Raw genomic sequence first — 12,337 nt, 5'->3', positions numbered from 1 at the left:
CATTAACCCAAGACGAACAAGAAATTATTGAAAACAAGTTATTATGTTCATTTCTTTCTGAAGAGAAGATATTGATTACTTATTATAGAGATGGTCATTTGCTTACTAGATATGTGACTGTAACTGACATAAATCCGATAAAGAATTTAATAACTTGCACTGATGCATCTTATAACAGAACTTTCCTTAAATTTATAGATATAATTGATTTGAGATAAAAAACATACAGTTTTTCAAATATATCCGGGAATAAAAATGAAAGAATCTTGTATTCTAGGTTAAATACAGATAGAGCAAAAGTGTAAGTTCTTGTGAGAGTTAGCAAGATAAAGGCTGCTTGTTTATGTTTTGGACTGTCTGTTATGGTTATCGAATTTACAAATACAAAAGAGGAACAGAACTCAATAGAGAAAGCTAAGGAAACATTTAGATAATAGTTGAAGACTCCCGATTAAGGACGGCTTCAACTATTATCTCACTTTGATATATTCATACCACCATTAGAACCACCGTTTCCTCCACCATCCCCAACAGTTTGTCCCGTTAGGGCGTATACGATAGAATTTGCTATTTTATCAACGTTCCATTTAGCCATATCAGCATCATTATCGATAAATCCAAGTTCAATCAGGATTGCTGGCGCCTTCGTATTAGCTAACACATATAATTCTCTTCGTTCTTTGGCTCCGCGGTTTCTCCAGCCGATGTCCTTAGACAGTTGAGCTGAAACTTTAGAAGCAAGAGATTGTTGGTCATAGTAACGTAGTCACAAGACACATAGTACTCGACGTAGTTACGTTCAATAGAAGGGAATTCGTGAACATCCTTGTTAAACATATCGAATACGAGACCTGAAGCAGCTGCCATTCACCTTTGATGTATCTACGATAGAAAACACCGCTATACATACGGTTGTAACGTTCTTTTGTTTTCTTATCTAAAGACAAGTTGTCTTCCATTGTAAAACGCAAGTGCAGGAGATTCCTTGTTTTCTTATCATCTAGCCACTTCGTTTTAAACCAATGATACGGGCCACCCGGATTACAGTTGAACCACATTTTCGCTCCAGTAACAGAACAACGCCCAGTTGCTTACTCTACAAAACTTCGTACCATAAGCACTACTTCATCAAAGAATATCCCAGCCAAAGTAATACCTTGAATCAAATCTTGTGAACTTTCATCTTTCCCACCAAAAATATAAAAGAAGTTTGTTACTCCATCTTTCTTGATGGTCAACATATTCTCACTACGATGGTCCTTCACCTTATAACCACGAGACTTGAGCATCTTTTTAAGTGGCGTTATAACGTTACGACGGTGTGAACCAATCGTTTTACCACACATACCAAAGTTCTCGCCCTCAAATGATTCCATTGCCCACATAACATAGGAAAGCGCCATTGATACTGTCTTTCCAGCACGAATGGAACCATCACAAATAATCCCGTCATAGTCTTTAACGGGACTGTTAGGTTTCCACCAGGTTAATACCTTCAGCTTCTTCTTGGAGAATGGCTTAAACTTGAATGGAGCAGGTTTCTTTGTACACTTCGGAATCGTCGTCATAGTCATCCCACGTTTCCTCTACCTTACCTTCTAGTGCTTCTTTGAAACCATCATCTTCGTATTCTTCACCATCTTCTCCCTTAATACGAGCAGTGTCAGCTTTAGTTTTCTCTATATCAGCTTTCAACTTATCTAGCTCTAACCTTCTCTTATCATCTACATTTGCTAACCTATCAAACCTCTCAATAACCTGCGACGATGTAGTCATTGCTCGAGACTGTGCATTCATAAACGTAGCCTGCTTATCCCAAGCGAATTGAATCTCGTATTCTACTTCTTCAGCAGATAAAGATGATTTTTCTTTCTTTATTTCCTTCGTCATGTCGTTATGATACTTCACTAACATGATTCGCTGCGCCCTCACTATAGCGATATACTGGATCATGATATTTTCCCATAGCATATCCAAAGGGTCTTTCGTTGCGATCTCCTCCATAAGATCCACAACTTCTTCAGGGAAGTTTTTACGAAAGAACCCATGCGTCATAGCGTTATGGTTCCCTTTAGGAGCGCCATGCCCCACCGCATTCTTATTACCCCATTTAGGATTCTTGTTACCTGAATTACCTAATGCGTTTTGATTCCCCATGGGTGCACCTGTCTTCTTTTGTGTGCGTACTTTTTCTTCTTTTGTATGCACACCTTTTCTATCCCATTTGTACCTGGTCTTCCCTGACTTTACGGTATTCACGCTGACGTCATATTTATCAGCTATATCTTTGTACTTCATTCCTTGCATATAATCTTCTTGAGCTAACTCGTATTTTTGTTTCACTTCATATCACCCACCACCTTCTATATAATAGGAGGTAACTCGTTATAACTCCTCCTTATGGTAATTCCCTTTGAAAATCCCTTTATTTAAATGTATAATTGTATAAAAGTTCTAACACTTTGGATTGAGGTGACAATCATGAGAAGTTTTGGTTCATTAATGACCTCTACTATCTGCTCGGTAATCCTTATAATTTGGAATGCCTATTCCTTCTATGACGGATTCACAATGGGGCGCACATACTACTGGGTTAATGGCATCGCAGCTGTTATCTTCCTTCTATTCTTTATCATAAACATGCGAGATATTAACAAGAAAAACTATAGAACCTCAGAACAATAGGAGTTGATACATATGTGGAAAAAAATTAAGAATTATAGATTGAGCTTAAAAGATTTGAAGTTCATGTTATGGTTATTCGGTATTACATGCTTTATATACAGCTACAATTTCATTGTAGGACTTGCTATTGCTCACAAATTCCAAGTCTATGATTTAGGTGGTGCTATAGCTACATTCGCCGCATTTATGGATACTAGAAATAGGATTAAAAATAAAAATTATAAGACAGTGTAATATAAAAGGGATCCTTTGCGGTTTCCTTTTTTCTATGCAAAATAAAAAAGCAGCTGTTAAGCTACTTTGAATTCTTCTTATTCCCAAATGAAATGATATATATTCTCCCGTTACACGTTCATTAATTCCAGCAATCCTAGCGAATCTCATTAAGTCCGCCCCTTGAAGAAAATACACCGTAAGTGTAACTGGTACCTGTGACCACATAAATTGATAAAGCTCATTCACTCTTTGATTCGTCGAAACAATTAAATCATTTACAGGTCCATGATTCCATGCAGAGGTTTGAACTGAAGTGAACGGAAGGTCTTTCCCATTAACCACTATTCTTGCCACACTTTGAGTTATGTCCACAACAATCCCCTCCGTCATTACAAAAATCAGACCTGTTTCTATACTCATATTCTTGATTATAATTAAATGCTTAAGGCAAACCCCTATTTTCATTTCTACTCAGAAACAATTTATTTTATAAAATAAAAAAGCAGCGGATTCGCTACTTTAGATGTCTTTTCTCTGCTAATAATTCTTCACTCAATGCTTTTTGAATTTCTCTCTTTAATTGTAACGCTCGATTAATAACATCCTTAACCTCTTTACCAAGGAGAAAGTCAACAGTTTGACTGTTTAACATTTCCCATATACCTATCAATTCAGTATGTTTAGGGGTATTCATAAAGGTTTCAAATGATTTCTTCCCTTCAAAATGTCTATGAAATTCTCTGTGACATTCGTTGCATAATGGAACTATATTCTCATATTCATTTGTGCCACCTAAGGACAACGCCTGTTTATGATGAAGGTGAATACCTTCATTAGAATTACATCTTTCACAAATTTTCATTTTACCTGTTCGTTCCCAATACTTCTGACTAATATGTTGAAATTGTTTGCGCAGTATTTTGTAATCTTCCATTACAATTTCACACTGCTCTCTAAGTCTTTTGCCTTTGCATAAATAGTAGAACGCGGAACTCCCGTCATTTTTGAAATGTCATTTACACTCAATCCATTTTCTTTCCTATTAAAAAATAAGTTCATAGCTTGTTTCACTTGCTTTTCATCCTGCCCTTTACGTCCCATATGTTTCCCCATCGCCTTAGCCCTTTCTCGACCTTCAGCTGTTCTTTCATTGATTAAATCTCTTTCAAACTCAGCAATAGCTCCTAACATAGTAAACATTAATTTACCCGCAGGCGTTGAAAAATCAATTTGTTCTTTAAGAAATACCACCGCTATTCCTCGATCAGCTAATTGATTTACAATCTTATGCAAATCAATTATTGACCTAGCTAAACGATCTATTTTACAAACAACAAATTTATCTCCTTCTCTCATATACTCTAATGCCTTTTGCAATTCTTCTCGATCACTATTAGCTCCACTGTACTTTTCAGAATATATTTTGTCACATCCATATTCTGTTAACCTTTCAATTTGCGCATCTAAGTTTTGATCTTTTGTACTTACCCTTGCATAACCAACGATAGCCATCCAAATCACCTCAAAATAGTCTAAAAGTCTTAAGAATTATACACTTTTATTTCAGACTATCTTTTAGACATTAACAACTATCTGTTTACAAAGTTTTTACCTTATAAATTTTAATTGTACAAAAGGGTCAACTTTTAGACAGGTAAGCAAGACATTTATTTCCGTCCGTTGTGTTCGTTTGTTCTGTTAGTCCTTATCCTTCCTCAACAAATAAGACCAGAAAATCCATGTACAAAAAAAGAGCGCTTTTCTTCAAAGCCCTCTCCAATAGGAATTTACCAATCCTTACGCTTATCACAGTCACGATCATGATTACGTCTACGACGACATTCATCACAATCACAGTCGCGGTCACGTCTACAACGACGATCATCACAATCTCTATGTCTGCGTCTGCAAAACATTAAATCATCCCAAAATCTATTACAATCTCTGCAATGTCTGAAATTACAATTACATCCCATAAATATGATTACCTCCTCTTAACAATAGAATTCCTCATATTCTATGATTAAAAGTTAAAAACAGCTTGTTTATTAGTCTACTTTCTGCATTTTAAAGTAATAATATTATTATCTAATCTTTAAGTTTCAAATCTATTTCACCCCTTATCTTTCCTTAACAACAAACAAGACGCCACCCAAATCACGGCAGCGCCTACGATAATTACTATACACTTAATCAAACACATTTATCCTCACATTATTTATTTCTTTGCTTCCATACCCCATTCTCTTTACGATAAGTATTCTTGCCATTCATGAAGTCAGCTGTATTGCCAGGAATGCTATATTTCTTATTCTTTTTCTTAGCCTTCTTCTTCAGCCTTTTCTCTACTTGAACAGCTTGCAAATCCGCCTTCCATTGTTTCAACAAATCCTTTTCATGTCGCATCGAATTTGTACCCCTTGGTTTAAATGTGAATCAAATAATTAGATTCTACCTATTTATATAATCATTTAATCCAAATGTCCATTTTGTACAAAATAAAGAGCACCTTACGATTGCAGGTGCTCAAATATATGAAGTGGGGCTACCCCATACTCCAATATATGCTTGTCCTTATTAAAAAGTGCAAAATAAAAAAGAGTACCCACCATTAGGCACTCATCAAAAATAAGTATGGAGCTCCAAGTTTCACCTCATATGATTCCTTGTCCCACGGATTATCATATGCTTGTCTCATTCTAATTTTCACTGGTTTAATGTGTAATTTCTATATAACAAAGAAAAAAGCCATCACCATAAGGTGACAGCTCCTAGAGGGGAAGAGAGATAACAAATGGCAATAAGTATCTCTTTTCATTCAAAGTTGAGGTGAGGTACTCTCAAACTTCTCCAAGCCACCGCATCATATAATGTTCTAGCTATCTTAGCTACGCGCTTTACGTTCGGTGACTAGGAGAAGACTAAGAATCTTCTCGTTTATACTCCGTAGAGCTGGCTCAATACTTCAGCTACTTAATGTCATTTTCACCTTTGCTGGCCTATGTCGAATTATAAAGGATTAATATCCAAGACGTATGTGTTTATTCCGACGTCTTGTTTGAACCAATACACTAGAGGGACGGAAGGGGAATGTTTCCGCTGTATTGGCTTAAACAAAGAGTGGAACTCTTTGCTCTCGTTTTGGTCATTAATAAGAATCTTGAGTAATTACTAATGAACGAGATTACGTATACATTTTTAGATTTTTAGATTTTTAGAATGCAAGCGTCACTCAATCATGAGCAACCACCCCATTTCCATTTTCAGAAACAAAATTACAGAGAGAAATAGACTTATATTCGTTATCAACCCAGAGGACGCATTCCGGGCTGAATGATAAATATAAATAATTTCGGGAAGCTCTTATTCCCTCTAGCCTCCGCGTCACCGAGTAACGTTATTATAATGGGAACGCTATCCCCAAAACGTATTCTTTTTTCAAAGAACTGTTTATAGGAATAGCTTATAATTTTCACGGTTTTATTTAGTCCCCCAAAAAGTTCGCATTTTGTTCGCTGTTTTTAAATGATTCCAAGTGCTGTAGCAATCAATTTAACCGCACTTTGCTTCTTTTCATAGAAGTACGTCTTCTTGAGTAATAAATCATGATAAACATCTGAATCCTTTACTCTCTCATTTGTCAGGAACTTCCGCTCTACAATATTACGCTCATCTTCATCTAGTAAATTATTAAGTGCTTTTTCTACCTGCTGCACCTTCCATTTACTTGTATTCCTTGAATCACGTAACTCAGGGAATAAACTAATTCCTTCTTGCTCCACTTCATTACTGAATCGCATCTTGAGTGCCCTGTATTCCTTTAATACTCTCACTACTTCCTTTTGTACTTTCTTATCATCGATAGCTGGTAATAAAGTTAATTGTCTCTCCATGAAGGGATCCCCCTATTTCGAATTTGTGTTTTTAACATCACATAAGGTACGTGAAATTTTACTATCTCATTGTTGAATAAGGGAAACATGCATAGCGAGTAGCCCCCACCATCCACTCTGCATGGTTCCGTTATCCATTAAGCCTTTAATAATTTACGTTCATTACTGTTCATTTTCTCTTTTGCTGCTTCAATGTTATTCGCTATCCTCTTATGATCATGATCAATCTGAATCATTCCATCAAACATAGCTGGAGTTAATCCTGCTTCATCGACGTATTGTAAATATTCAACTGGCGCTCGTTCCGTCTGCTCCACTAGGTATCCATAAATATCAAAGTCTGCTCTTGGTATAGACTTCTTGCCCTTCGGTTGATGAGACATCCCTACATAAGATTGAATAACTGATAGTGGTACCACGAATACTGACTTGTCCTTACTAAACTCGATAAGGAAGAAACAAATCGCTCCCATCTTCTCTGCTTTCTCCAGGTAATCCAATTGGTGCTGCGCAATGTTCTTCAAATCAAATCGTGTAAGATTCTCTGTAGACTTCGCTTCAAAGGCGATAGCTCGTCCCTTATACACACCGTCATAGTCTACTGTACTTTTAGCTTCATAGAATCCATTTAACACACGGCCGCCTTTACTCTTTAACACCTTCACAGGAGTTGGACGCTTGTTTATAAGCGCCACTCCCCCTCTTTGATACATTTCGTTCGATAGATTAATAATCTTCTCAAATGCCATTCCACGGTTTCCTTGTCCCATTGTTATTCCTCGCTTTCTACTTGTAACTTTCTATTTTTATTAAATATGCAATATTTCACATTTCATTATTCTAATATCACTTCATTTAATTTCATTTGCTAGTTCATCATAAATATACATTGATAAATCAACATTTGTAATTTAATCCCTTATATTAATCCCTGAAAAGATACTTTTAAACACTTTATTCGAATAATTATATTGGGATTTCTTGTTCTACATATCTATACGTGTTTTGTGTATTATATAGCAGAAGAGTAAGGTAAGAGTTACTCTTTGCCATTTTAGGAAAGGTTCTGTTGGAGACAACAGGACCTTTTTTCGTAAAAGGATTAGTTTGTTATGTTTTCTAACAAACTTCATTTCAAAATTTTCAGATCCAGTTGAACCTCTAGACGCATACACCATATACTAATTTAAATACTTCCTAGGAAAGCAGGTGAAAACTATGCCATCTGTTGTTGGAAATCTGGTTGTACAAAATAGTAACGGTTCTTTCAATTTAGGTGATTTTTATAACGTTTCTCCAAAGGAAAATACAAAAGCTTATAATGGTTCAGGATCATCCACTGTTGCTTTTGTTGCCAATACATTTAGCGGTGTTAGTGCAACAAACACATACGATTCTGATGTTGCAGACCAAAACCAAGTTGGAACAGTCTAAAATTACTCATTTTCCTCTTCCTCCCCTGAATAAAACTCAAAATTCCGTCAATAATGTATATGACATTAGATTTTTCTCCTTGTTCCCCCTTGGAGAACCGAGCAGTTAGCTTTTGCTAGCTGTTCTTTTTACGTTTTGCACGAATAATATTCTAAATATTGTCTAACACTGTAGATAAGGCTTTAAAAAGTCGATTTCTCCCACTCCAGCTTTCTTGGTCGAGAGCCGAGCAGTTAGCTTATGCTAACTGCTCTTTTGTATGGATCTGATAATAAAATTTTGTTCTTATTTCTTTTTCACACCATATACTTCTAACCTAGTCGTTTCACTCATAGAGTTACCTCCTATCTTAAAGAGCACCGTAAGTAAGTGCTCTTTTTTAGTTTCCCCTTTTCTACAAAATGAAATTTCTATTAAGTTCACTTCCGTATAACTTTTCCAATCTTGTTTACACTATAACTGTAACTTAAAGTTACACATCATTACTTGTAGGGCCTAATTTCTTTTGTACAACAAGTAGTTAGTTAATTGAGCTAGCTACTTTGTTTTTTAACCATTTTTGTATGAATACAATTTATATACATAATTTCTGAAGTGAGATCCATACTATATATTAGGTCCTAGGTCTTAAAATCTAAAACCCTTATTTCAGCCTTAGACCTAATAAAGCGCTCCTCTCTCTTCCTTGGGGCTAAGCAGTTAGCTTTTGCTAGCTGTTTTTTGTTCTTATTCTTTTGTACACAACATACATTTTTAACTTGTTCATTTTGTTCACAGAGTTACCTCTTATCTGTAGAGCACCCTAAATGAGTGCTCTTTTTCACAGGTTGCACAATCAAAACCCTTTTATCATACCTTAATATCGAAAGGCGATTCACAGGACATCATCTTATTTCAAAGGTTTTGGTCGAGGAGCACCTTTTAAGGTTGCTCTTTTTAAATTCCACTTTAATCTGTTCACGATTTTCTGAGGTCGACATATACTTAACAAGACAAGACATAGTTTATATATAGTAGTGCACAAAAAACTTTGTGCACTATTTTTTTCTCCATAACTAAGTTATCAAATAGCGTTTTTGTTTAAAATAATAGCTCTAAATCAACTGGACACATTTGCCACTTTATTCACCGCAACATTCATGTTAAAATCCCATGTGAGTACGACATAACTCAACCCTATGAAGCTCTGCAATATTTGCGGGGCTTCTTTTTTTCAATAAACCGTTAGTTAATTGTGATGACTACCTTGGTGTACACAATAACGATTTTGTTAAATTTTATAAATACAATCACTTGCCTATTTCACTTTACACTCCCCCTACATTTATTATTGGTATTAAAATCTTTTCAGAGGTGAAAATATAATGGATGAATTTCTGTCTTCCGCTGCTCTAAACCCAGATTCAATCGGTTCAACAGGGCCGACTGGATCGACTGGAAATATTGGACCTACTGCATCTACCGGAATCACTGGACCTACTGGATCTACCGGAATCACTGGACCTACCGGAATCACTGGACCTACTGGACCTACTGGATCTACCGGAATCACTGGACCTACTGGACCTACTGCATCTACCGGAATCACTGGACCTACTGGATCTACCGGAATCACTGGACCTACTGGACCTACTGGATCTACCGGAATCACTGGACCTACCGGAATCACTGGACCTACCGGAATCACTGGACCTACTGGACCTACTGCATCTACCGGAATCACTGGACCTACCGGAATCACTGGACCTACTGGACCTACTGGATCTACCGGAATCACTGGACCTACTGGATCTACCGGAATCACTGGACCTACTGGACCTACTGGATCTACCGGAATCACTGGACCTACTGGACGTACTGGACCTACTGGACGTACTGGACCTACTGGACGTACTGGACGTACTGGACCTACTGGACCTACTGGACCGGGAGCTATAGAATCTGCATTCAGGGCAAATATAGGATCTGATGAACAATTTACTGTTGCTTTTGCCTCTCAAACTGTAAATTTCACAACTGAACTCTTTGATTTTAATAATGAATATGATGGTATAAATACTTTTACAGCCAAACAGGAAGGTGTATACCAAATTAATGCAAATTTGACATTTGAACCTGTATTCGTTCAGCCTTTTGTGGGAATATTAGATTTATTTGTCAATGACACTTCCGTTTATCGAGATATAAAAGACGATGTTACTAGTTTCAGCGTATCCACTATCTACGGATTACATCCAGGTGATACCGTAAGAGTAGTATTTCTTGCTACTATAAAAGGTAGAATTTTAGCTTTACCGACTCCATCAATGCTTAGTTTTTCTGCAGCAAGATTCCCACTTACAAGTCCTATACCTTAAGTTCTTACCATTTTCCATACCCATAATGATAAATGAAGGGGAATTTCTAATAACATAATTTATATAAATAAAAATTCCCTTTCTATATTTTAGAAAGCCTCTTCAAAATTTTTAAATACATTTAGCAATAAAATGACGCTTTCATATGAAAGTCGTACACAGTTTTGACACATCAACCATCACAATTACTTGAAAACTCGTGATAATATTAATTCGTCGAATACGCCAAATTTCGACACCGTACGACAATAATATCTCTCCTATAAAATCCCTGTCCCCGCAGGGATTTTCTCTTTTATTCATTACTTTTTGTTGCACTGAATTCCCATCCTGAATAAAATTCAAAATTGGTCTTACTTTACTCCTGTAGATCCAAACCCGTTATTGCCACGTTCACTATCCGATAGCTCGTCCACTTCTTCAAAATGAGCCGTTACAACTGGTGCTATGACGCCTTGAGCAATCCTTGTTCCTCGCTCGATAACATGAGCTTTCATATTTAAACTTATAGGTCTTTCGGTATTATCAACCAACACCCCAACTTCACCGCGGTATCCACTATCCACCGTCCCTAATACAACTCGTAACTTTGTGTTACGCGTCATACCGCTACGCGGCCTCACTTGTAATTCATATCCTGGTGGGATTTCGAACGCCAATCCAGTTTGCACAACCTTTGTTTCACCCGGCCAGATAACTGTGTCCTCTGCTACTACAAGATCAAAACCGCTATCTCCTGGCTTTGCATACTTAGGTAGTTCTACATCTTTCACTCTCTTAATTTTCACTCTTAGATTCAATACAAACACTCCTTATCAATAGCTTTCTTAGTTCCTCACATGACCCTTCATATAAATCCCTATCGCCTGGCAATTTAAATACATGCCTATCAATCGTTCTATTAAAATGCCTTTCTCGCTCATGTTGCCTCCTAGCTGATTTGCTTCTTTTTATAATTACGTGGTGGTTTTGTAGCAGCTTCGTGCGGATCCATCTTCCTTTTAACCCTTTGATAAAATGCTTTGTTACTAATTCCGTTTGATTCTGCTAAAGAGATGTACTCTGAGAATCCTTTTGGCTTTGTCGCTGCGTCGTATGGCGTCATGCCGTTACGTTTTCTTCTGTAGAAGGTAGACTCGCTAATACCATTTTTCTCAGCTAATTTCAGTAACTTTGTATTCTTTTCATTACCTTCCCAACTGGTACCGACTGGTGTCGTTATAGCGCGTTCTAAACTCCAATCCAGCTCTTCCATTCGTTGGTCTACATACTTCTTACTAACACCAATTTCCGCAGCCTTTGCATAATCCTTTAATGTTGGCTTCTCCATTCGCTCCCTCCTAATCCAATGCCATGATTTCGTCTCGTGTACGATCAGAAACAGTTACCCTAATCTTCTGAATACTTTTACCGTGTTCTTTCACTGCCGCGCTCCATGCTTCGCTCTCAGTCTTAACATCGAACCAATCTATCTTTTGCCTTTCGTCCTGATCATAGAAGTGAACTTCATACGTTATGACGTTATGCTGTAAGAACTTTTCAGCCGTACTTTTTGCTGTATAATCAAAACTTCCCACAACATCCTCAAGTGTTAGTTCTTCCATTCTCCTAACCTCGCTTTCTTCTAGTTGCGATAGGTAAGACTTTGAAGTTATCTCCATCTTTTCCCCCGCTTAACACTGTACGTGCGACTTTCATCGCATACAGCGTCCCATCTTATTCTTTTATACTAAAGTAACTAGATTACAAGCT

At 37.0% G+C, this 12,337-nt stretch carries 15 protein-coding genes and 3 pseudogenes; 5 read left to right on the top strand and 13 right to left on the bottom strand.

Translation table 11 applies throughout. The features are described from left to right. The coding region (locus BWGOE10_RS29525) for a YolD-like family protein (RefSeq protein ID WP_131798951.1) at positions 1–218 on the top strand (218 nt) is incomplete at its 5' end. 308 nt (positions 219–526) lie between these two features. Here the strand turns inward: BWGOE10_RS29525 and BWGOE10_RS04700 are convergent. The 3 genes and pseudogenes from BWGOE10_RS04700 to terS form a co-directional block, all read right to left on the bottom strand. Beyond that, positions 527–760: pseudogene (locus tag BWGOE10_RS04700) on the bottom strand (N-acetylmuramoyl-L-alanine amidase); the annotation flags it as partial. After that, a pseudogene (locus tag BWGOE10_RS04695) lies at positions 757–1,574 on the bottom strand (PBSX family phage terminase large subunit); the annotation flags it as partial. The pseudogenes BWGOE10_RS04695 and BWGOE10_RS04700, both read right to left, overlap by 4 nt. After that, positions 1,519–2,343: a phage terminase small subunit gene (gene terS, locus BWGOE10_RS04690; RefSeq protein ID WP_070144159.1), complete on the bottom strand. Its 825-nt coding sequence runs from the start codon at positions 2,341–2,343 to the stop codon at positions 1,519–1,521. The gene terS and the pseudogene BWGOE10_RS04695, both read right to left, overlap by 56 nt. A gap of 138 nt (positions 2,344–2,481) precedes the next feature. Between terS and BWGOE10_RS33235 the strand changes: the two genes are divergently transcribed. Next, entirely contained in the window at positions 2,482–2,685 is a 204-nt protein-coding gene (locus BWGOE10_RS33235; protein ID WP_081338164.1) for a hypothetical protein, read from the top strand. 12 nt (positions 2,686–2,697) lie between these two features. Beyond that, positions 2,698–2,919 carry a hypothetical protein gene (locus BWGOE10_RS04685; protein ID WP_070144158.1) on the top strand — a complete coding sequence of 74 codons (222 nt, stop codon included), beginning with the start codon at positions 2,698–2,700 and terminating at the stop codon, positions 2,917–2,919. A gap of 77 nt (positions 2,920–2,996) precedes the next feature. Here BWGOE10_RS04685 and BWGOE10_RS04680 read toward each other — a convergent pair. From BWGOE10_RS04680 to BWGOE10_RS04650, 7 genes and pseudogenes are all read right to left on the bottom strand, one after another. After that, positions 2,997–3,366: pseudogene (locus BWGOE10_RS04680) on the bottom strand (hypothetical protein). Between the two features lie 49 nt (positions 3,367–3,415). Continuing rightward, on the bottom strand, positions 3,416–3,835 hold the full coding sequence (locus tag BWGOE10_RS04675; protein WP_070144157.1) for an HNH endonuclease signature motif containing protein: 420 nt from the start codon (positions 3,833–3,835) through the stop codon (positions 3,416–3,418). Continuing rightward, positions 3,835–4,413 (bottom strand): recombinase family protein, encoded by a 579-nt coding sequence (locus BWGOE10_RS04670; protein ID WP_070144156.1) that lies wholly within the window; start codon positions 4,411–4,413, stop codon positions 3,835–3,837. Before BWGOE10_RS04670 ends, BWGOE10_RS04675 begins: the two co-directional genes overlap by 1 nt. A gap of 275 nt (positions 4,414–4,688) precedes the next feature. Continuing rightward, the gene (locus BWGOE10_RS29515) at positions 4,689–4,877 is read right to left on the bottom strand and encodes a hypothetical protein (RefSeq protein WP_080784465.1); all 189 of its coding nucleotides are present in this window, start codon (positions 4,875–4,877) and stop codon (positions 4,689–4,691) included. Between the two features lie 238 nt (positions 4,878–5,115). After that, positions 5,116–5,307 (bottom strand): hypothetical protein, encoded by a 192-nt coding sequence (locus tag BWGOE10_RS04660; protein WP_070144154.1) that lies wholly within the window; start codon positions 5,305–5,307, stop codon positions 5,116–5,118. A gap of 1,115 nt (positions 5,308–6,422) precedes the next feature. Beyond that, positions 6,423–6,794 carry an ArpU family phage packaging/lysis transcriptional regulator gene (locus BWGOE10_RS04655; protein ID WP_070144153.1) on the bottom strand — a complete coding sequence of 124 codons (372 nt, stop codon included), beginning with the start codon at positions 6,792–6,794 and terminating at the stop codon, positions 6,423–6,425. A gap of 137 nt (positions 6,795–6,931) precedes the next feature. After that, a complete protein-coding gene (locus BWGOE10_RS04650; protein WP_070144152.1) occupies positions 6,932–7,564 on the bottom strand; it encodes a Holliday junction resolvase RecU in 633 nt (210 codons plus the stop codon). 448 nt (positions 7,565–8,012) lie between these two features. Between BWGOE10_RS04650 and BWGOE10_RS04645 the strand changes: the two genes are divergently transcribed. Beyond that, a complete protein-coding gene (locus BWGOE10_RS04645; RefSeq protein WP_070144151.1) occupies positions 8,013–8,228 on the top strand; it encodes a spore germination protein in 216 nt (71 codons plus the stop codon). A gap of 1,364 nt (positions 8,229–9,592) precedes the next feature. Beyond that, a complete protein-coding gene (locus BWGOE10_RS33230) occupies positions 9,593–10,585 on the top strand; it encodes a collagen-like protein (RefSeq protein WP_081340016.1) in 993 nt (330 codons plus the stop codon). 353 nt (positions 10,586–10,938) lie between these two features. On the opposite strand, the gene dut is transcribed toward BWGOE10_RS33230, so the two are convergent. From dut to BWGOE10_RS04625, 3 genes are all read right to left on the bottom strand, one after another. Beyond that, positions 10,939–11,385 carry a dUTP diphosphatase gene (gene dut, locus BWGOE10_RS04635; RefSeq protein ID WP_070144148.1) on the bottom strand — a complete coding sequence of 149 codons (447 nt, stop codon included), beginning with the start codon at positions 11,383–11,385 and terminating at the stop codon, positions 10,939–10,941. A 131-nt stretch (positions 11,386–11,516) separates the two neighbouring features. Continuing rightward, positions 11,517–11,915, bottom strand: coding sequence for a hypothetical protein (locus tag BWGOE10_RS04630; protein WP_070144147.1), 399 nt, complete (start codon positions 11,913–11,915; stop codon positions 11,517–11,519). Positions 11,916–11,925: 10 nt separating this feature from the next. Continuing rightward, positions 11,926–12,189 carry a hypothetical protein gene (locus tag BWGOE10_RS04625; RefSeq protein WP_070144205.1) on the bottom strand — a complete coding sequence of 88 codons (264 nt, stop codon included), beginning with the start codon at positions 12,187–12,189 and terminating at the stop codon, positions 11,926–11,928. Positions 12,190–12,337 lie beyond the last annotated feature (148 nt).

Origin of the sequence: Bacillus mycoides, assembly GCF_001757995.1 — a bacterium.
In the GTDB taxonomy this organism is placed as follows: Bacteria; Bacillota; Bacilli; order Bacillales; family Bacillaceae_G; genus Bacillus_A; species Bacillus_A mycoides_B.
The sequence above is the reverse complement of the archived record's forward strand: the minus strand, read 5'-3'. Positions and strand labels throughout refer to the sequence as shown.